The following is a 19,369-nucleotide window of genomic DNA, read 5'->3' as shown; positions in this document are numbered from 1 at the left end:
CATCCTCGGGCTTGTCCCGAGGATCCACCGGTGGGCCGCATGAACCGCAGGATGGTTCGACGACATCGCCAGCCTGGTGATTTCGAGACTGCTCCTACCGTGGGTCCTCGGGACAAGCCCGAGGATGACGATCATTAATTGCTGTCGCTGGAGATTGCGATGAGACCGGATGTCGAGGCCATGAAGGCCGACATCGAGCAGAGCGTCGCTCTGCTCAGGAGGCGTCTTTGACTGGGATGTCGCTCTAAGAAAGCTCGATGAGCTGAATGCGCGGGTCGAGGACCCGACGCTGTGGGACAAGCCCGACGAGGCCCAGGCCGTCAGCCGCGATCGCTCGCAGCTGGAAGCCAAGATCAACACCATCAAATCCATGGAGCAGGACCTCGAGGACGGGGTGATGCTGGCCGAGATGGCGGACGAGGAGGGCGACGAGGCCGCGCTGGAAGATGCGCGCGCGTCTCTGCGCGGCATCAAGGAACGCGCCGCGCGCGCCGAGCTGGAGGCCCTGCTGTCCGGCGAGGCCGACGGCAACGACGCCTATCTGGAAGTCAACTCCGGCGCCGGCGGCACCGAGTCCAACGACTGGGCCGGGATGTTGCTGCGGATGTATTCCCGCTGGGCCAAGGCGCATAACTACGAAGTCACCATCGAGGCGCACGAAGAGGGCGAACAGGCGGGGGTCAAGTCGGCCACCATCCTGATCAGCGGCCCGAACGCCTATGGCTGGCTGAAGTCGGAATCGGGCGTCCACCGCCTGGTGCGGATCAGCCCCTATGACGCGGCGGCCAAGCGTCACACCAGCTTCGCCTCCATCGGGGTGTCGCCGGTCGTCGACGACGCCATCGAGATCGACATCAATCCGTCGGATGTGCGCACCGACACCTATCGCGCCTCGGGCGCCGGCGGTCAGCACATCAACAAGACGGACTCGGCCGTGCGCCTGACCCACGTCCCGACCAATACCGTGGTGGCCTGCCAGGCCGGCCGGTCGCAGCACCAGAACCGCGAACAGGCGTGGAAGATGCTGCGGGCGCGCCTGTACGAGCTGGAACTGCAGAAGCGCGAGGCGGCGGCCCAGGCCCTGGCCGACGCCAAGACGGACATCGGCTGGGGCCACCAGATCCGGTCCTATGTGCTGCAGCCGTATCAGATGGTGAAGGACCTGCGGACCGAGGTCGAGACCTCGGACACGCAAGGGGTGCTGGACGGCGACCTGGACGCCTTCATGGGCGCGGCCCTGGCCTCCCGGGTCGGCGAAACGCGCGGATCCAGCGCCGACGCCTGATCGGCGCCGCGACGGTCCACGGATACGAAGAAGGGCGGCCCGGGTTCCGGGCCGCCCTTTTGTCGTCAGGGCTGACGGATCAGACCGTTTCCTTCGCCTCGACGACCGGCGCGGTTTCCGGCTTCGGAGCGGGGGCGGCCTGCACGACGGGCGCGACCGGGGAGACGGCGGCCGGGGCGGGGGCCTGACGCTGGCCCTGGGCGACGCGGCCCTGGAAGAAGGCGCCGACGTCGATCGCCAGCTGTTCGGCGGTGATGTCGCCGTCGACATAGGCGGTGGCGACCAGCTTGACCTGCTTGCCCTGGACGCCGCCGACGACGCGGCCGCGCACCTCGATATAGTCCGCCTGGACATTGCCCTCGACGGCGCCGGTCTCGCCGACGATCAGGCGGCCGACGCGGACGTCGCCCTTCACCTGGCCGTCGATCTGCAGGTCGCCGCCGCCCGCGACATTGCCTTCGAACACCAGGTCCGACGACAGGGTCGACAGGCCGCGGCCGTTCGGGACGGCGGACGGCGCCGGCGCGGCGGTGCGCGACGCGGACGGCATGTCCGGCAGCGGCGGAATGACCGGGGCGGCCGGGCGGGCCGACGGCGTCGGGGCGGGTTTGCTAGTCTTGTTGAACAAGTTGATCTCCTGCTCTGAGGAAGCGTGCGGGGTTCTGTGGTCGGCCGTTCAGCCAGACTTCGTAATGGAGGTGGACGCCGGTGGACCGGCCTGTCGTTCCCATCGCCCCGATACGCTGGCCCAGTGCGACCGACTGGCCGGGCTGGACCCCGAGGGCGTTGAGGTGGGCGTAGCGTGTCTTGAAACCGCGCCCATGATCTATCTCGACAGTGTTGCCATAGCCTGAACGGACCCCGGCGAAAGCGATCACCCCCGGCGCGGTGGCGTAGATCGGCGTGTTCAGCGGGGCGGCGAAGTCCTGGCCCTGATGCACGGCGGGACGGCCGTTGAACGGGTCGAACCGGACGCCGAAGCCGGAGGTGGTGCGCGATTGCGTCGGGCGTTTGAACGGCAGGCCCTCGGCGGCGTCGGCCAGGGCGCGCATCTCGTTCAGATTGGTGGCGGCGTGGCGGATACGGACCGCGAAGGGCTCGTCCACATCGAGGATGGCGGCGAGGGCGCGGGGATCGCGCGCCTCGACCAGGGGGCCGCCCAGGGGCTCGGACGCGGCGGCGTAGGCGGCGGGGTTGAGGCCGGCCAGACGGAAGGCCAGGCGCAGTCGTTCGGCGCGGGTCTGGGCGAAGGTCTCGGCCCGGTCCAGCAGACGTTCCTGGTCCAGACGCACCGCCATGATGCGCTGGATCGGGCCGCCCGCGTTGGGCGAGACGGTGGGCGCCAGGGCGCGCTGGGCGCCGTCCACGCCGTGGAAGTCGATCATGACATTGGTCAGGGCGGCGTGCCGCCGCTCGATCATGGCGGCGGTCTGGTCCAGCGAGCCGCTGGTGGCCGACATGCGCACCATGGCGCTTTCCAGTCGGGCCTGCAGGTCGGCGTTCAGCCGTTCCGAGGCCGCGCGGGCGCGGACGACCTCGGAATCCGAACGGTGCCGGGCGACGATGTCGAACAGGAAGGCGCCGGACGAGACGAGAGACCAGGCCACGGCGACAAAGGCGACGGCGCCGAACATGACCTGACGGCGACCGGTCAGGGCATAGGCCCGGACCTCGTCATGACTACGAAGATAGAGGTAGCGGACGGGCAAAAAACGCTCGAGCCACGACCGTCCCTGCGATGTTTCTTCCGCACCCATTACGCAACGCCCCCACGTCGAGGCGAGGTTTATCCGGCGCAATGGCGACAGCGGCAAGATGATTTACGTCTTGTTAACCCTGATTTCCGGCTTTCAGGGTCGGGATCACGACATTGTTGATTGGAGTTCCCGCATGAGGGGAAATCGTCACTTCCGATTCGCGTGATGGGCGGGGTCTTCGCGCAGGCCGATCCTCAGCGGAGGGCGCGGGTTGCGTCCAGCACGGCGGCGGCGTGGTCGGCGACCTTCACATTGCGCCAGGCGCGGGCGATGTTTCCCTGCGCGTCGATCAGGAAGGTGGCGCGCTCGATGCCCATATATTCTCGGCCGTAGAGCTTCTTCTGCACCCAGACGCCCCAGGCCTCGCAGGCGGCGCCGTCCTCGTCCGAGGCCAGGACGACGGCGAGATCATATTTGGCCTTGAACCTGTCGTGCTTCTTCACCGTGTCCTTCGACACGCCGATGACGGTGGCGCCCAGGGCGGCGAAGTCGGCGGCCAGGGTTGTGAAGTCCTGGGCCTCGCGGGTGCAGCCGGTCGTGTCGTCCTTCGGATAGAAATAGACGACGGCGGGCTGACCTTTCAGGGCGGCGAGGGAGACGCGTCCCCCGCCGTCCGTAGGAAGATCGAGGGCGGGGGCGGGTTGGCCTTCGGTGGCGGACATCAGACGGGTTTCACCAGAACGATCTTCTTCTTGCCGGCGGCCAGTTTGACGACGCCGTCCTTCAGGTCGGCCTCGGACAGCAGCTGGGCGCCGTCGGAGACCGCGACGTCGTTCAGGCGCAGACCGCCGCCCTGGGCCAGGCGGCGGGCCTCGCCGTTGGAAGCGGTCAGGCCGGCCTTGGTCACGACGGCGGCGATCATGGCGCCATAGACCTCGGCGGCGGGCAGTTCGACGGTCGGCAGGTCGGCGGACAGCTGGCCCTTCTCGAAGGCGCTCTCGGCGGCCGCGCGGGCCGTGGCCGCAGCCTCGGCGCCGTGCAACAGGGTGGTGGCGGCGTCGGCCAGGGCCTTCTTGGCGTCGTTGATGGCGGCGCCCTCAAGCGCCTCGAACGCCGCGATCTGATCCAGCGTCAGGTCGGTGAACAGGCGCATGAAACGGCCGACGTCGGCGTCCTCGGCGTTGCGCCAGAACTGCCAGTAGTCGTAGGGGGTGAGCTGTTCGGCGTTCAGCCAGACGGCGCCCTGGGCGGTCTTGCCCATCTTGCCGCCAGAGGCCGTGGTCAGCAGGGGCGTGGTCAGGCCGAAGGCGGCCTTCTGGTCCACGCGGCGCACCAGATCGACGCCCGAGGTGATGTTGCCCCACTGGTCCGAGCCGCCCATCTGCAGATTGACGGCGTGGCTGCGATTCAGCTCCAGGAAGTCCACCGACTGCATCAGCATGTAGTTGAACTCGAGGAAGGTCATCGGCTGCTCGCGTTCGAGCCGCAGCTTGACCGAGTCGAAGGCCAGCATCCGGTTGACGGTGAAATGGGTGCCGAAGTCGCGCAGGAACTGGATGTAGCCGTAGGTCGACAGCCAGGCGTCGTTGTCGACCATGACCGCATCGGTCGGACCGTCGCCGAAGGTCAGGAATTTGGCGAAGACCGTCTTGATCGAGTCGATATTGGCCTGGATGGTTTCCTGGGTCAGTTGCGGGCGTGAGGCGTCCTTGCCGGTCGGGTCGCCGACCTTGGTGGTGCCGCCGCCCATCAGGACGATGGGCTTGTGCCCGGCCTGCTGCAGACGGCGCAGCATCATGATCTGGATCAGGCTGCCGACATGCAGCGAGGGCGCCGTGGCGTCGAAACCGATGTAGCCGGCCACCACGCCCGAGGTCGCAGCCTCGTCCAGTTCGGCCGGATGGGTGACCTGGTGGATGTAGCCCCGCTGTTGCAGGGTGCGGAGGAAGTCGGACTTGAAGGCTTGATCGGTCATGGCGGAGGCTCCGTTAGCAGGGATGCCGGCGGGCGTCTCGGGATTTGCGCGCCGGAGGTGCGGCGCAGGTTCGCGGGCCGCTCGCTCAGATCAGCGGGCGGTAATACAGGCCGGTGGCGGTGCGGGCGGCGAACATGGCGTCTGGATAGGGCCAGGCCTTGATCCGCGTCAAGGCTGGGATACGAAGGTCGGATGCGTCTGCCCCTGATCCCGCACCCGACTTCGACCCACGCCGGTCTGACCCTGGACGTCGAGGCGCGCCGTTCGGGCGGGGTGCTGAGCCTGGAGTTCGATCTGGCGGGGCCGGTCGAGACGGTGCGCTGGCCCGAGGCGGCGGCGCGGGTGCACACGGACGAGCTGTGGCGGACCACCTGTTTCGAGGCCTTTGCCCGGACCGAGGGCGGATACGTCGAATATAATCTGTCGCCGTCGGGCGGCTGGGCCGCCTATCGGTTCGACGGCTATCGCGAGGGGATGCGGCGGCTGGAGATCCCGGCGCCCTTCATCGTCACCCGGACGGCCCAGGGGCGGTTCGTGCTGACGGCGGACGTCGACCTGCCCGAGGATGCGACGGGTCCGGTCGGTCTGACGGCGGTGATCGAGCGGTTCGACGGCGCGATCGCCTATTGGGCGCTGGCCCATCCTTCGGATAAGCCGGACTTCCACCACTCCGGGTCGTTCGCCGTTACGCTCTAAAGAACGTCATCCTAGGCCTTGTGCCTAGGATCCATACGCCCGGTGTCGCCAGTTTGCCTCCGCTTCGTGAACCGGGATTCTGGATCCCAGGCACAAGGCCTAGGATGACGGAATTGAATGGGGCGGGGCGGGTTGTGAGCGGCGTTGGCGTCGGGCATGGCTGAGCGACCGAGTCTTTGGAGCCTGTCATGAATTTCGGCCTCGACCGCCTGCTGTCCGACGACGCCCTGCGCGCGCAGCTGAAGGGGCGGCGCGTGGCCCTGCTGGCCCATCCGGCCTCGGTGACCAGGGATCTGACCCACGCCGTCGACGCCCTGGCGGCCTGTCCCGAGATCAGGCTGAGCGCCGCCTTCGGGCCGCAGCACGGGATGAAGGGCGACCTGCAGGACAATATGATGGAGAGCCCGGACTATCGGGACCCCGTCCACGGCTTCCCGGTCTTCAGCCTGTATGGCGAGGTGCGCCGGCCCAGGGACGAGTGGATGGAGACGTTCGACGTCATCCTGATCGACCTGCAGGATCTGGGCTGCCGCATCTACACCTATGTGACGACGCTGCTGTATGTGCTGGAGGCGGCGGCGAAACACGGCAAGACGGTCTGGGTGCTGGACCGGCCCAATCCGGCGGGACGGCCCGTCGAGGGGCTGACCCTGCGGCCCGGATACGAGAGTTTCGTCGGCGCAGGGCCGATGCCGATGCGGCACGGGATGACCATGGGCGAACTGGGCCTGTGGTTCATCGATCAGTTCAAGCTGGACGTCGACTATCGCGTGATCGAGATGCAGGCTTGGGCGCCGGAGCAGGGGCCGGGCTTCGGCTGGCCGCTGGGCGAGCGGTCCTGGGTCAATCCCAGTCCGAATGCGCCGAACCTGAGCATGGCGCGCGCCTATGCGGGGACGGTGATGCTGGAGGGGGCGACCCTGTCGGAAGGGCGGGGCACGACCCGGCCGCTGGAGCTGTTCGGGGCGCCCGACATCGACGCCCGCGCGGTGATCGCCGAGATGAAGGCCCTGGCCCCGGAATGGCTGGAGGGCTGCGTGCTGCGCGACATGTGGTTCGAGCCGACCTTCCACAAACACGTCGGCCAGCTGTGCAGCGGGGTGCAGATCCATGTCGACCACCCCGGCTACGACCATGCCGCCTTCAGGCCGTGGCGGGTGCAGGCCCTGGGGTTCAAGGCGATCCGGCGGCTGTATCCCGACTACGACCTGTGGCGCGACTTCCCCTATGAATACGCCTTCGGGAAACTGCCGATCGACGTGATCAACGGCGGGCCGGGGCTGAGGGAATGGGTGGACGAGGCGACGGCGACGCCGGCCGATCTGGACGCCCTGACCAGGCCGGACGAGGCGGCGTGGGAAGAGACGCGACGGCCGTTCCTGCTGTATTGAGTGACATAAGAAAAATCTATTGAGCTGGCGCAAATAAGTGATTGGGCTTATTGTGTGCGGTGCGGTAGGAGTGAGTCCTCCTAACCACCCCAGCCGATGGATTTCACATGGCCCTCATCAACACGACGATCAAACCCTTCACGGCGACCGCCTACAAGGAAGGCAAGTTCGTCGACATCTCCGACGCCGACGTCAAAGGCAAATGGGCCATCTTCTTCTTCTATCCGGCCGACTTCACCTTCGTCTGCCCGACCGAGCTGGAAGACCTGGCTGACTCCTATTCGACCCTGCAGGGCCTGGGCGTCGAAGTCTTCTCGGTCTCGACCGACACCCACTTCAGCCACAAGGCCTGGCACGACACCTCGCCCGCCATCGGCAAGATCAACTACTATATGGTCGGCGACCAGTCGGGCACGATCACCAACAACTTCGACGTCATGCGCCCGGGCGTCGGCCTGGCCGACCGCGCGACCTTCCTGGTCGATCCGGAAGGCGTGATCCAGTTCATGGAGATCACGTCGGAAGGCGTGGGCCGCAACGCCGCCGAACTGCTGCGCAAGGTCAAGGCCGCCCAGTATGTCGCCGCTCACCCGGGCGAAGTCTGCCCGGCCAAGTGGGAAGAAGGCGAAGCCACCCTGGCCCCGTCGCTCGACCTCGTCGGCAAGATCTAAGACTGAACTACGCCTATCGGGTCCGGCCTTGGCGCCGGACCCAACCGGCCCCCGATCTTCGGGCCGGAAGACCCGCGCAGACCTCGCCCCGACGGGCTCGAAGGCGGCGCATATTCCCATTCATTTCGAGGAGCCCGCCATGCTGGACGCCAATCTGAAAACTCAGCTCGAGGGCTATCTCAAGAACATCGTCCATACGGTCGAACTGGTCGCCTCGCTGGGCGCAGGCCCCAAGTCGCAGGAGCTGAAGGCCCTGCTGGAGGACATCGTCTCGGTCTCGCACGGCAAGGTCGAGATGGGCCGCGACTATGACGACGAGCGCCAGCCCAGCTTCCTGATCCGCCGCAAGGGGACGGACATCGGCGTGCGTTTCGCCGGCATTCCCCTGGGCCACGAGTTCACCTCGCTGGTGCTGGCCCTGCTGCACGTCGGCGGCCACCCGTCCAAGGCGGCGCAGGACGTGATCCAGCAGGTCAAGGACCTGGAGGGCGACTATGTGTTCGAGACCTATTTCTCGCTGTCCTGCCAGAACTGCCCCGACGTGGTGCAGGCCCTGAACCTGATGAGCGTGCTGAACCCGCGCATCAAACACGTCGCCATCGAGGGCGGCCTGTTCAAGGAAGAGGTGGACGAGCGCAAGGTCATGGCCGTGCCGACCGTCTTCCTGAACGGCGAACTGTTCGGCCAGGGCCGGATGGAGCTGGAGCAGATCGTCGCCAAGATCGACAAGGGCGCCGAGAGCAAGGCCGCCGAGAAGATCAAGGCCAAGGATCCGTTCGACGTCCTGGTGATCGGCGGCGGTCCCGCCGGGGCGGCGGCGGCCATCTACACCGCGCGCAAGGGCATCCGCACCGGCATCGCCGCCGAGCGGTTCGGCGGTCAGGTGCTGGACACCATGGCCATCGAGAACTTCATCTCGGTGCCCCACACCGAGGGGCCGAAACTGGCCGCCCATCTGGAACAGCATGTCCGCGAATACGAGGTGGACATCATGAACCTGCAGAAGGCGTCCAAGCTGATCCCGGCCAAGGTTCCGGGCGGTCTGCACGAGGTGGTGCTGGAGAACGGCGCCAGCCTGAAGTCGCGCACCGTCATCCTGTCGACCGGCGCGCGCTGGCGTCAGATGAACGTGCCGGGCGAGGACCAGTACAAGAACAAGGGCGTGGCCTATTGCCCGCACTGCGACGGGCCGCTGTTCAAGGGCAAGCGGGTGGCGGTGATCGGCGGCGGCAACTCGGGCGTCGAGGCGGCGATCGATCTGGCCGGTCTGGTGGCCCATGTGACCCTGATCGAATACGACAGCGAACTGCGGGCCGATGCGGTGCTGCAGCGCAAGCTGGCGACCCTGCCGAACGTGCGGATCGTCACCTCGGCCCTGACCACCGAGGTGCACGGCGACGGCGAGAAGGTGACGGGCCTGTCCTACAAGGACCGCAACTCGGACGCCCATCACGACGTCGATCTGGAAGGAGTTTTCGTCCAGATCGGTCTGGTGCCGAACACCGAATGGCTGCACGGGGCGGTGGCCCTGACGCCGCGCGGAGAGATCGAGATCGATCATCGCGGCGAGACCAGCCAGCCGGGCGTCTTCGCCGCCGGCGACGTGACGACCGTGCCCTACAAGCAGATCGTCATCGCCATGGGCGAGGGGTCGAAGGCCGGTCTGTCGGCCTTCGACTACATGATCCGCACGGTTCCGGCGGAAGAGGCGGTGGAGGCGGCGTAAAGCCGCCTCTTGCCTGCAGATCTGGAGGTTGTGCCTGTCAGGCTTGGGTCGCTAAGAATGCCAGATGCCTGACAGGTCCAGATTGCAAAAAGCGCTTTCGCGACAGCTCAACGCCAATGCAAAGATTTGTATGGCGTGGTCTAGTGTGGCCGCCATCGGCTGTGCGGCCATGGTGATCTGGTCTCTTGTTGATCAGATCGATCCGTGGACGCCTGTCTTGGGCGTAGCTGTATTCGTCGCCGCAGCGGGCGTGGCGTTCATCGTGATGAAGCTGACCAGGCCCAGAGCGTAAGGTGCAACTCAGTGCAGCTTCAGCCGCCCGGAGACGCGGCGGTGGAGCAGGCGGGACAGGGCCAGCAGGGCGGTGCGGCGCACGCCCAGGATGGCGCGGTGGTGGTCCAGGTGCAGGGCCATATAGGCCCATTTGGCGATCAGGCCCTCGATCAGGAAATTGGGGCCGGCGAGGCTGCCCATCAGGGAGCCGACGCCCTTGTCGCCGCCCAGGGACACCAGGGATCCCTTGTCGTGATAGACGTAAGGTCCGTGATCGTGGGACGGGTCCGTCAGGGCCTTGGCCAGATAGGCGGCCTGCTGGGCCGCCGCCTGGGCGCGGGCGGGGACGGGGCGGCCTTCGGGGCCGGGGGCCTCGGCGCAGTCGCCCATGGCGTAGATCCCCGGCGCCGAGGTGCGCAGGTGGTCGTCGACGACGAACTGGTTGATGCGGCCGGTGGTCAGGCCCAGGTTCGCATTGGTTTCGGCCGCCTTGACCCCGGCGGCCCAGACGATCAGGTCGGCGGGCACGTCGCCGCGCGAGGTTTCCAGCCGGTCAGCGTGGACGGCCGCGACCTTGGCGTCGGTCAGCAGCCGGACGCCCTTGGCCTCCAGCGCATGGGCCGCCTTGGCCGAGACCCGTTCGGGCAGGCCGCCGAGCACGCGGGGTGCGGCCTCGATGATGGTGACGTTCAGGGCGAACTGCTGGGCCTCGGTCAGGCCGGCCGACAGTTCGTCATGGCCCTCGATCAGTTCGGTCGACAGTTCGACCCCGGTGGCGCCGGCGCCGACGATGGCGATGTTCAGCGCCCGCTCGTCCGAATAGGCCGTGGCCAGGAAGGCCGAGGTCAGGCGCTTGTTGAAGGCCTCGGCGTCGGCGACGTCCTCCAGCAGATGGGCGTGTTCCGCCGCGCCGGGCGTGCCGAACAGGTTCGAGCCGCTGCCGATGGCCAGGACCAGGGTGTTGAACCGCAACGTCCGGGGCGGGACCAGGACCGCGCCGTCGTCGTCGCGGATCTGTCCCAGGGTCAGGGTCCTGGTCGCCGGATTCAGGCCGATCAGATCGCCGAAGGCGAAGCTGAAATGATTGCGGCGGGCCAGGACCGGATAGGACAGACCCTCCTGGTGCGAATCCAGCGAGCCGGCCGCGACCTCGTGCAGGCTGGGTTTCCAAAGGTGGAAGATGGAGCGATCGATCAACAGAATCCGACGGCGCCCCTCACGCGCGCCGAGCTTGCGCCCCAGGCGTGCGGCGAGCTCCAGCCCGCCGGCGCCCCCGCCGATGATGACGATGTCGTGGACGATCTCGAGGGTCTCGGAGGCGGGAATCTGGCGGCGCTCGGTCATCGGCCTGAAATAGTGTGCAGTGCAGCAAAGGTCCAGTTGGTGGAACTTTTTAAGGGTGCAGGGCGGTTTGTCGCGGGCCCGGCGGAGAACCCTCGCCTGGCTTGACCGTTGGAACGGGGCGGACCGGGCCCCTCTGGCGATCCTCCCCGATCGTGATGTCGGCCGCTGCTTGAGCATGACGGAGGTTGATCGTGGAAATTCTGCTGGCCGATTGGCTGGGCAAGCCTGCCTGGATGTGGCTGGGATTCATGGGCGTGGTCGTGACGCTGCTGGCGCTGGACCTGGGCGTGCTGAACCGCAAGGACCACGAGATCGGGGTGCGCGAGAGCCTGAGCCTGTCGGCCATGTATATCGCCATCGCCCTGGCCTTCGGCGGCTTCGTCTGGTGGGAGCTGGGGTCCGAGAGCGGGCTGGAATATGTCACCGGCTTCTTCATCGAGAAGAGTCTGGCGATGGACAATGTCTTCGTCATCGCCATGATTTTCGGGGCGTTTTCGATCCCGCGCCTCTATCAGCACCGGGTGCTGTTCTGGGGCATTCTGGGGGTCATCCTGCTGCGGGCGGGGATGATCGCCGGCGGCGCCGCCCTGGTCAGCCGGTACGAATGGGTGCTGTACCTGTTCGCGGCCTTCCTGATCTTCACCGGGATCCGGATGTTCGTCTCCAAGCACGAGACGGAGCAGGACATCGCCGACAATCCGATCCTGAACTGGGTGCGGCGGCATGTGCCGGTGACCCAGGAGCTGCACGGCCACGCCTTCTTCGCCCGCGAGAAGAACAAGGCCGGCAGGCTGGCGCTGCACGCCACGCCGCTGTTCCTGGCCCTGGTGACGATCGAACTGGCGGACGTGGTGTTCGCGGTGGACAGCGTGCCCGCCATCTTCGCCATCACGACCGATCCCTATATCGTCTACACCTCCAACATCTTCGCCATCCTGGGGCTGCGGGCCCTGTATTTCGCCCTGGCGGCCGTCATCAATCGCTTCGCCTATCTGAAACAGGCTCTGGCGGTGCTGCTGGTCTTCATCGGCGGCAAGGTGTTCGCCGCGCCCCTGCTGGGGCTGGAGAAGTTCCCGCCGGTGATCTCGTTGGGCGTGACGGCGGTCATATTGGCGGCGGGGGTCTTCTGGTCGCTGTGGAAGACGCGGGACCAGACAAGCGCGCCTTAAAGGGGGGGGCGTCAGCGCTTCGAAGGACGCTCAGGCCTCGATCGGCACGACAGGCACGCCCATCATCCGAGCCGCAGAGGCCAAGCCGTCGTCAAAGGTGGCCAGGGTCAGGCCGAAGTCTCTCGCTATGGCCAGGTGCAGGGCGTCGCCGGCGCGCAGGTTGGTGGCCAGGGACTGGACCAGCCGCGTGGCGGACAGGAAGTGGTCTTCGGTCACTGGCGCGCGAGCATAGGAATTCGAGAGGGTCTTGATCTGACGGGCGAGGTCTTCGAAATTCGCTTCGGTCAAATGGCCCGTCCGCACCTTCTTGGATAGGCCGGAAAGCGTCTCGACGATCGTCCAACTGCTGACGGCGACGTCAAATCGTTGGTATGCCGAGATCAGGTTGCGGGCTTCTTCCGCTCTCGACTCGTTGGTCAACGAGGCCACAAGCAGGGACGCGTCCAGATAGAGACTCAATATTTGGCTTCGTCGCGGAGGCGACGGAAGAAGTCGCCAGCGCTTTCCGTCTGGCGCGCCATCTTGCTGCTGGTTGCGGCGACAGAATCCCAATCGAACGGATGGGGATCGCTAGGCGGGATCAGGCGTCGCGGAGCCGACGTAAGGCGCGCGGCGACGCGCCCGTCGACGACGATCTCGACATCTTCGCCAGACTCCGCCCGAGACACGAGCTCGGCGAGATGAGAGGCGGCATCCCTGACGCTGACCCTGTCCATGCATCCCTTTTACCAGACAAAGGATGCTGTCGTCATCTTGAACGCTTTAAGCCGGGTTTTCTTCCAGCCGCTTGTCCAGATAGGCGCCGACGCGACGGTCGACGGCGTCCATATGGTCCTGCCAGAAGTGGCTGGCGCCCTCTTCCAGTTCGTAGTCGATGACGATGCCCTTCTGGGTGCGCAGCTTGTTGACCACGCGTTCGACCTCGACCGGCGGCACGATGGAATCGGCCGTGCCGTGCAGGAACAGGCCCGAGGCCGGGCAGGGGGCCAGGAAGCTGAAGTCGTACATGTTCGACGGGGGCGAGACGGAGATGAAGCCGTCCGTCTCCGGCCGGCGCATCAGCAGCTGCATGCCGATATAGGCGCCGAACTGATAGCCGCCGACCCAGGTCTGGCTGGCGCCGGGGTTGTTCGACTGGAGCCAGTCGAGGGCGGTGGCGGCATCGGCCAGTTCGCCGATTCCGGAATCGAACTCGCCCTGCGACTTGCCCACGCCGCGCGAATTATAGCGCAGGGTGGCGAAGCCGCGCTGCTGGAACAACTGGTGCAGGGTGACTGCGACCGGGTTGTTCATGTGCCCGCCCGCCTTGGGGTGGGGGTGCAGAATCAAGGCGATCGGTGCGTTCGGGCGTTTGCCCGGGGAATAGCGGCCTTCGATGCGACCGGAGGCGCCGGGCAGGATGACTTCAGGCATAGGGGCTCTGGAATCCGTTCAACTGTCATTTCGCGAGTGCGTAATACTTGACCGCAGAGGTGGGACTTTCTAAGTCCCCTCGCAAGCGGGCTGCCTTTGCGAAGGCGCGGGTTCTAGCACAAGAGCCCCGAAAAGCGCGCAATTTTTGAGGGTGCGCAATGCGTCTGTCGACCAAGGGACGATACGCCGTGATGGCGATGGCCGATCTGGCGAAGAACGGACGCGGCGAGGGCGGCGAAATCCGCGCCGTTTCTCTGGCCGAAATCGCCGCGCGCCAGGAGATTTCCCTCAGCTATCTCGAGCAGTTGTTCGCCAGACTTCGCAAGAGCGATCTGGTCAAGAGCGTGCGCGGACCCGGCGGCGGCTATCGGCTGGCCAAGGGCGCGCACGAGACTGTCGTCGCCGAGATCGTGCTGGCGGTGGACGAGCCGATCCGCGCCACGCGCTGCGTCGCCCACGGCACGCCCAAGGGCTGCATGCTGGCCGGCGAACGCTGCATCACCCACAATCTGTGGGAAGATCTGGGCGACGAGATCCATCGCTATCTGGCCGGTGTCTCGCTGGAAGACGTGGTGATGAACCGTACGGGCCAGCGCCGTCGCAACGTCGAACCGCCACAGGCCGTGGGGGTGGCGGCATGAGCGCGATCTATCTGGATTATAACGCCTCCGGTCTGGTGCGACCCGAGGTGCTGGAGATCATGACCAGGGCCCTGGCCGACAACGGCAATCCGTCGGCGGTCCATGCGGCCGGACGGCGCGCGCGGGCGCGGGTCGAGACGGCGCGGGCCCAGGTCGGGGAACTGGTCGGGGCCGATCCGACGGCGGTCGTCTTCAACAGCGGCGGCACCGAGGCCAACGCCCAGGGCATCGCCAGCGCCCTGGCGGCCGGGTGCGAGCGGCTGATCGTCTCCGCCACAGAACATCCGTGCGTGGCCGAGACGGCGGCGAATGCGGGCGCGCCCGTCGAGGTGCTGCCGGTCGATGCGAACGGGGTGATCGATCTGGCCTGGCTGGCCGAGGCGCTGACGCGTCCGGGCCGGGCCGTGGTCGCCATCCATCATGCCAACAACGAGAGCGGCGTGATCCAGCCCGTCGCCCGGGCCGCCGCCCTGGTGCGGGCGGCCGGGGGCTGGCTGCACGTCGACGCCATCCAGTCGGCGGGCAAGATTCCGGTCGATATCCGGGTGCTGGACGCCGACAGCCTGACCCTGTCAGCGCACAAGCTGGGCGGGCCGCAGGGCGTCGGCGCCCTGATCTTCAAGGAAGGCGTGTCGGGCGTCCGCATCCTGCACGGGGCCGGGCAGGAGCGGGGCCTGCGCGCCGGGACCGAGAATACGCCCGGCATCGCCGGTTTCGGCGCAGCCGCAGACTGCGCCGGGCGGGATCTGGAGACGATGCAGTCTCACGTCGGCTGGCGCGACGCCGTCGAGGCCCGGGTGAAAGCCGCCGGGGCGACCGTGATCGGCGCCGGCGTGGACCGTCTGCCCAACACCCTGTTCATGGCGGTCGAGGGCTGGGACAGCCCGCAACAGTTGATCACCCTCGATCTGGCCGGGGTCATGGTGTCGGCGGGATCCGCCTGTTCGTCGGGCAAGGTCAAACCGTCCAAGACCATCGCCGCCATGGGACTGAAGGCTCTGGCGACCGGGGGCGTGCGCGTCTCCGGCGGCTGGGGAACGCAAGAAAGCGACTGGGACCGGTTCGCCGACGCCTGGGTCGCCGCCTACACGAAGCATAAGACACGCGCCGCAGAGCGCGTGAGAGAGGTCGCCTGATGGCCGCCGTCAAGGAAACCATCGACGCCGTCGCCGCGCTGGAAAAATACGCGCACGGCTTCACCTCGGACATCGAGCAGGAGTTCGCCCCGCGGGGACTGAACGCCGACATCGTCCGCTTCATCTCCGAGAAGAAGGGCGAGCCGGAATGGATGCTGGAATGGCGTCTCGCCGCCTATGAGCGCTGGCTGGCGATGGAAGAGCCGACCTGGGCGGCGGTGAAGTACGAGCCGGTCGATTATCAGGACCTGTTCTACTATGCGGCGCCGAAACAGAAGGAGGGACCGAAGTCGCTGGACGAGGTCGATCCCGAACTGCTGGCCGTCTACGCCAAGCTGGGCATTCCGCTGAAGGAGCAGGAGGTTCTGGCGGGGGTGCAGGGCGCGCCGCGCGTCGCCGTGGACGCCGTGTTCGACAGCGTGTCGGTGGTGACCACCTTCAAGGAGGAGCTGTCGAAGGTCGGGGTGATATTCATGCCGATTTCCGAGGCCTTGCGCGAATATCCTGATCTGGTGCGGCAATATCTGGGGTCGGTGGTGCCGGTCTCGGACAACTATTTCGCGGCCCTGAACAGCGCGGTCTTTTCGGACGGGTCGTTCGTCTACATCCCGCCGGGCGTGCGCTGCCCGATGGAGTTGTCGACCTATTTCCGCATCAACGCGAGCCAGACCGGCCAGTTCGAGCGGACCCTGATCATCGCCGACAAGGGCTCCTACGTTTCGTATCTGGAGGGCTGCACGGCGCCGATGCGCGACGAGAACCAGCTGCACGCCGCCGTGGTCGAGATCGTCGCCCTGGACGACGCCGAGGTGAAATACTCCACCGTCCAGAACTGGTATCCCGGCGACGCCGAGGGCAAGGGCGGCATCTACAACTTCGTCACCAAGCGCGCGGACTGCCGCGGCGACCGGTCGAAGGTGTCCTGGACCCAGGTCGAGACCGGTTCGGCCGTGACCTGGAAATACCCGTCCTGCATCCTGAAGGGCGAGGAGAGCTCGGGCGAGTTCTATTCCATCGCCATCACCAACGGACATCAGCAGGCCGACACCGGCACCAAGATGATCCACCTGGGCAAGAATTCGAAGTCGCGGATCATCGCCAAGGCGGTGTCGGCGGGCAAGTCGGACTCGACCTATCGCGGCCTGGTCTCGGTGCATCCGAAGGCGACGGGGGTGCGCAACTTCACCCAGTGCGACAGCCTGCTGATCGGCAAGGACTGCGGCTCGCACACCATCCCCTATATCGAGGCCCGCAACGGCTCGGCCCAGCTGGAGCACGAGGCGACGACGACGCGGCTGAGCGACGACCAGATGTTCTACGCCCAGCAGCGCGGCCTGTCGCAGGAGGAGGCGGTGGCCCTGCTGGTCAACGGCTTCGTCCGCGACGTCCTGCAGGAACTGCCGATGGAATTCGCCGTCGAGGCGCAGAAGCTGGTGGCGATCAGTCTGGAAGGGAGCGTGGGGTGAGCAAGCTTCAAACCCTTACGCACTCGCTCAGGCAGGACGTCGATCCGTGCTATGTTGAAGGCAGGAGAACGCCATGACTGCTGTTCGCAAGCCTGCCTTCCAGACCTACGATATCCAGCTGGATGACGAAATTGTCGATCGGCTGCGGCGTCTTGCCGCGCAGACCGGCGATACGGTGGAGAACCTGATCGTTTCGGCGGCGCTGGATTATGCCGATCGGGGCCTTTCGCCGGCCAACGCCTGGACCGAGGAAGATCGGGCCGAGATCGACGAAGGTTTCGCTCAGATCGACCGTGGCGAGGTGTTCACTCAAGAAGAGGTCGAGGCTCAGATCGACGCCGTGCTGCGCTAATGGCGAAAGCCATCTGGTCGGCCCGGGCGACGCAGGAATTCAAGGATCTGATCACCTACCTGAAGCAATACAATCCAAAGTCGGCGGCCCAGGCCGCGAGCGAGATCAAGTCGATATCGAGATTGCTGGCCCGCCGACCGTTCCTGGGGCGACCAGGACAAGGCGAAGGCGAGCGGGAGTTCAGCGTGACCGATTGGAACAAGGTTTTCGTCTATCGCGCCACGCCCGACGGCATCGATATTTCAACGCTGCGCGATCCGCGTATGCAACCCAAACAAGACGATACGGACGCCTAGAACGACTATGCTTTCCATCAACAACCTCCACGTCTCCGTCGGCGACAAGCCGATCCTCAAGGGGCTGACGCTCGAAGTGCCGGCGGGCGAGGTGCACGCCGTCATGGGGCCGAACGGGGCCGGCAAGTCGACCCTGGGCTACGCCCTATCGGGACGGCCCGGCTATGAGGCCACCGAAGGCGCGGTCCAGTGGGCGGGCGAGGATCTGCTGGCGCTGGATCCGGCCGAGCGGGCGGCCAAGGGCGTCTTCCTGTCCTTCCAGTATCCGATCGAGATTCCCGGCGTGCCGGCCCTGACCTTCGTGCGCACGGCGCTGAACGCCCAGAAGCGCGCGCGCGGCGAGGAGGAGGTGGCGGCGCCCGCCTTCCTGAAGCTGGTCCGCGAGGCGTCCAAGGCGCTGAGGATGGATTTCGACATGCTGAAGCGGCCGCTGAACGTCGGCTTCTCCGGCGGCGAGAAGAAGCGGATGGAGATCCTGCAGATGGCCCTGCTGGAGCCGTCGCTGCTGATCCTGGACGAGACCGATTCCGGCCTGGACATCGACGCCCTGCGCATCGTCTCCGAAGGGGTGAACGCCCTGCGGTCGCCCGAGCGGTCGATGCTGGTCATCACCCACTATCAGCGGCTGCTCGACTATATCAAACCGGACCGGGTCCATGTGCTGGCCGGCGGCCGGATCGTGGCCTCGGGCGGACCCGAGCTGGCCCTGCAACTGGAGGCGGAAGGGTACGACAAGTATCTGCCGCCCGTTCTTGAAGGCGCCGCATGAGCGCCCAGTTCAACATCGACCTGACCGACGCCTCGACCTTTCCGTCGCGGCGGACGGAGGCGTGGAAATACAGCGATCTGAAGCGGTATCTTCGCGAGGCGCCGCAGCCGTCGCCGACGGCCGCCGTCGGCGCGCCGGGCGCCTTCTACGATCTGGGCGGTGAGGCCATCGTCTTCGCCAACGGGCGCGCCGTGGGCGTGACCGACTTCATCGCCTCGGGCGAGCAGACCCTGCGGCTGCGCTATATCTCCGACGCCACGGGCACGGGCCATACGGCCGGGGCGCGGGTCTCGGCGCGGGCCGGGGCCAAGCTGCTGCTGCTGGAGACCCACGAGGGCGCCGGCTCGGCCTATGTGGCCCATAATACGCTGGAGCTGGACGTGGCCGCCGGAGCGGAAGTCACGCGCATCGTCTTGGTCGAGGAGCCGGAGGACGCCATCTCGGTCGCCGAGGCCCATGTGAAGGTCGAGGCGGGCGGCGTCTATCGCCAGACGGTGATCGCCACCGGCGCCAGGCTGCAGCGGATCGAGACCCGCATCACCCATTTCGCGCAAGGGGCGCACGTCCAGGCGGACGGCCTGTATCTGCTGAACGGATCGCGCCATGTCGATCTGACCAGCGTGGTGCGCCACATGGAGCATGACGGCACGACGTCGCAACTGATCAAGGGTGTGGCGCGCGATACGGCGCGCGGCGTCTTTCAGGGCAAGATCATCGTCGAGCGCGGCGCCGACGGCACCGATGCGCGGATGGGCCACCACGCCCTGATCGCCAGCGAGCGGGCCGAGATCGACGCCAAGCCGGAACTGATCATCTACGCCGACGACGTGCAGTGCGCGCACGGCAATACCGTGGGGACGCTGGACGAAAGCGCCCTGTTCTACATGCAGCAGCGCGGCATTCCGGCCGATGAGGCCCGCGCCCTGCTGACCCAGGCCTTCCTGATCGAGGTCGTCGACCGGATCGAGCACGAGGGCGCGAGAGAGGTGGCGCGGGAATGGCTGACGGTCCGGTTGTGAATAATCCTCCCCCATTGGGGGAGGGGTACCGCCCGCAGGGCGGTGGAGGG

The 19,369-nt window shown here is 66.6% G+C and carries 22 protein-coding genes; 14 read left to right on the top strand and 8 right to left on the bottom strand.

Translation table 11 applies throughout. The features are described from left to right. The first annotated feature begins 159 nt into the window (after positions 1 to 159). Positions 160 to 1,285 (top strand): peptide chain release factor 2 gene (prfB, locus tag ACIQ1T_RS18010; protein WP_395945942.1). Its coding sequence is split into 2 segments (ribosomal slippage): positions 160 to 228 and positions 230 to 1,285, totalling 1,125 coding nucleotides; the frame shifts between segments, so codons are not numbered across the junction. Positions 1,286 to 1,364: 79 nt separating this feature from the next. Here prfB and ACIQ1T_RS18005 read toward each other — a convergent pair. The 4 genes from ACIQ1T_RS18005 to tyrS all read right to left on the bottom strand — a co-directional run bounded on the left by ACIQ1T_RS18005 (position 1,365) and on the right by tyrS (position 4,957). Next, the gene (locus ACIQ1T_RS18005; protein WP_395945941.1) at positions 1,365 to 1,913 is read right to left on the bottom strand and encodes a polymer-forming cytoskeletal protein; all 549 of its coding nucleotides are present in this window, start codon (positions 1,911 to 1,913) and stop codon (positions 1,365 to 1,367) included. Further along, a complete protein-coding gene (locus tag ACIQ1T_RS18000) occupies positions 1,897 to 3,042 on the bottom strand; it encodes a peptidoglycan DD-metalloendopeptidase family protein (RefSeq protein ID WP_395945940.1) in 1,146 nt (381 codons plus the stop codon). The genes ACIQ1T_RS18005 and ACIQ1T_RS18000 overlap by 17 nt, the downstream gene beginning before the upstream one ends. A 194-nt stretch (positions 3,043 to 3,236) precedes the next feature. Continuing rightward, positions 3,237 to 3,704 carry a peroxiredoxin gene (locus tag ACIQ1T_RS17995; RefSeq protein ID WP_395945939.1) on the bottom strand — a complete coding sequence of 156 codons (468 nt, stop codon included), beginning with the start codon at positions 3,702 to 3,704 and terminating at the stop codon, positions 3,237 to 3,239. Then, complete coding sequence (gene tyrS, locus ACIQ1T_RS17990) at positions 3,704 to 4,957, bottom strand: tyrosine--tRNA ligase (RefSeq protein ID WP_395945938.1); 1,254 nt, start codon at positions 4,955 to 4,957, stop codon at positions 3,704 to 3,706. Before tyrS ends, ACIQ1T_RS17995 begins: the two co-directional genes overlap by 1 nt. A 192-nt stretch (positions 4,958 to 5,149) precedes the next feature. Here tyrS and ACIQ1T_RS17985 point away from each other — a divergent pair, with 192 nt between their 5' ends. From ACIQ1T_RS17985 to ACIQ1T_RS17965, 5 genes are all read left to right on the top strand, one after another. After that, positions 5,150 to 5,653: a DOMON-like domain-containing protein gene (locus ACIQ1T_RS17985; protein ID WP_395945937.1), complete on the top strand. Its 504-nt coding sequence runs from the start codon at positions 5,150 to 5,152 to the stop codon at positions 5,651 to 5,653. A gap of 188 nt (positions 5,654 to 5,841) precedes the next feature. Further along, positions 5,842 to 7,044 carry an exo-beta-N-acetylmuramidase NamZ domain-containing protein gene (locus ACIQ1T_RS17980; RefSeq protein ID WP_395945936.1) on the top strand — a complete coding sequence of 401 codons (1,203 nt, stop codon included), beginning with the start codon at positions 5,842 to 5,844 and terminating at the stop codon, positions 7,042 to 7,044. Positions 7,045 to 7,151: 107 nt separating this feature from the next. Then, positions 7,152 to 7,715, top strand: a complete 564-nt coding sequence (ahpC, locus tag ACIQ1T_RS17975) for an alkyl hydroperoxide reductase subunit C (RefSeq protein ID WP_395945935.1) — start codon at positions 7,152 to 7,154, stop codon at positions 7,713 to 7,715. 139 nt (positions 7,716 to 7,854) lie between these two features. Then, positions 7,855 to 9,441 carry an alkyl hydroperoxide reductase subunit F gene (gene ahpF, locus ACIQ1T_RS17970; RefSeq protein WP_395945934.1) on the top strand — a complete coding sequence of 529 codons (1,587 nt, stop codon included), beginning with the start codon at positions 7,855 to 7,857 and terminating at the stop codon, positions 9,439 to 9,441. 64 nt (positions 9,442 to 9,505) lie between these two features. Further along, positions 9,506 to 9,733, top strand: coding sequence for a hypothetical protein (locus ACIQ1T_RS17965; protein WP_395945933.1), 228 nt, complete (start codon positions 9,506 to 9,508; stop codon positions 9,731 to 9,733). A gap of 8 nt (positions 9,734 to 9,741) precedes the next feature. Here ACIQ1T_RS17965 and ACIQ1T_RS17960 read toward each other — a convergent pair whose 3' ends face one another. Further along, on the bottom strand, positions 9,742 to 11,058 hold the full coding sequence (locus tag ACIQ1T_RS17960; RefSeq protein WP_395945932.1) for an NAD(P)/FAD-dependent oxidoreductase: 1,317 nt from the start codon (positions 11,056 to 11,058) through the stop codon (positions 9,742 to 9,744). 191 nt (positions 11,059 to 11,249) lie between these two features. On the opposite strand from ACIQ1T_RS17960, the gene ACIQ1T_RS17955 reads away from it, so the two are divergent. After that, positions 11,250 to 12,227, top strand: a complete 978-nt coding sequence (locus tag ACIQ1T_RS17955) for a TerC family protein (protein WP_395945931.1) — start codon at positions 11,250 to 11,252, stop codon at positions 12,225 to 12,227. Positions 12,228 to 12,257: 30 nt separating this feature from the next. Here the strand turns inward: ACIQ1T_RS17955 and ACIQ1T_RS17950 are convergent, their stop codons facing one another. From ACIQ1T_RS17950 to ACIQ1T_RS17940, 3 genes are read right to left on the bottom strand one after another with little or no spacing between them, the layout of a single operon-like run. Continuing rightward, positions 12,258 to 12,686: a type II toxin-antitoxin system VapC family toxin gene (locus tag ACIQ1T_RS17950; RefSeq protein WP_395945930.1), complete on the bottom strand. Its 429-nt coding sequence runs from the start codon at positions 12,684 to 12,686 to the stop codon at positions 12,258 to 12,260. After that, positions 12,683 to 12,943, bottom strand: coding sequence for a type II toxin-antitoxin system Phd/YefM family antitoxin (locus tag ACIQ1T_RS17945; RefSeq protein ID WP_395945929.1), 261 nt, complete (start codon positions 12,941 to 12,943; stop codon positions 12,683 to 12,685). Before ACIQ1T_RS17945 ends, ACIQ1T_RS17950 begins: the two co-directional genes overlap by 4 nt. 46 nt (positions 12,944 to 12,989) lie before the next feature. Then, positions 12,990 to 13,640, bottom strand: coding sequence for an alpha/beta hydrolase (locus ACIQ1T_RS17940; RefSeq protein ID WP_395945928.1), 651 nt, complete (start codon positions 13,638 to 13,640; stop codon positions 12,990 to 12,992). Positions 13,641 to 13,798: 158 nt separating this feature from the next. Between ACIQ1T_RS17940 and ACIQ1T_RS17935 the strand changes: the two genes are divergently transcribed. The 7 genes from ACIQ1T_RS17935 (at position 13,799) to sufD (ending at position 19,319) form a co-directional block, all read left to right on the top strand. After that, a complete protein-coding gene (locus ACIQ1T_RS17935) occupies positions 13,799 to 14,281 on the top strand; it encodes an Rrf2 family transcriptional regulator (RefSeq protein ID WP_395945927.1) in 483 nt (160 codons plus the stop codon). Then, complete coding sequence (locus ACIQ1T_RS17930; RefSeq protein WP_395945926.1) at positions 14,278 to 15,417, top strand: cysteine desulfurase family protein; 1,140 nt, start codon at positions 14,278 to 14,280, stop codon at positions 15,415 to 15,417. Before ACIQ1T_RS17935 ends, ACIQ1T_RS17930 begins: the two co-directional genes overlap by 4 nt. Then, positions 15,417 to 16,883 (top strand): Fe-S cluster assembly protein SufB, encoded by a 1,467-nt coding sequence (gene sufB, locus ACIQ1T_RS17925; RefSeq protein ID WP_395945925.1) that lies wholly within the window; start codon positions 15,417 to 15,419, stop codon positions 16,881 to 16,883. Before ACIQ1T_RS17930 ends, sufB begins: the two co-directional genes overlap by 1 nt. 73 nt (positions 16,884 to 16,956) lie before the next feature. Continuing rightward, a complete protein-coding gene (locus tag ACIQ1T_RS17920) occupies positions 16,957 to 17,235 on the top strand; it encodes a hypothetical protein (RefSeq protein ID WP_395945924.1) in 279 nt (92 codons plus the stop codon). After that, positions 17,235 to 17,531: a type II toxin-antitoxin system RelE/ParE family toxin gene (locus ACIQ1T_RS17915; RefSeq protein ID WP_395945923.1), complete on the top strand. Its 297-nt coding sequence runs from the start codon at positions 17,235 to 17,237 to the stop codon at positions 17,529 to 17,531. The genes ACIQ1T_RS17920 and ACIQ1T_RS17915 overlap by 1 nt, the downstream gene beginning before the upstream one ends. Before the next feature lie 7 nt (positions 17,532 to 17,538). Continuing rightward, a complete protein-coding gene (gene sufC / locus ACIQ1T_RS17910) occupies positions 17,539 to 18,300 on the top strand; it encodes a Fe-S cluster assembly ATPase SufC (protein ID WP_395945922.1) in 762 nt (253 codons plus the stop codon). After that, the gene (sufD, locus tag ACIQ1T_RS17905; protein WP_395945921.1) at positions 18,297 to 19,319 is read left to right on the top strand and encodes a Fe-S cluster assembly protein SufD; all 1,023 of its coding nucleotides are present in this window, start codon (positions 18,297 to 18,299) and stop codon (positions 19,317 to 19,319) included. Before sufC ends, sufD begins: the two co-directional genes overlap by 4 nt. Positions 19,320 to 19,369: the final 50 nt, after the last annotated feature.

This window comes from Brevundimonas sp. (assembly GCF_044336875.1).
Lineage (GTDB): Bacteria > Pseudomonadota > Alphaproteobacteria > Caulobacterales > Caulobacteraceae > Brevundimonas.
The sequence above is the reverse complement of the archived record's forward strand: the minus strand, read 5'-3'. Positions and strand labels throughout refer to the sequence as shown.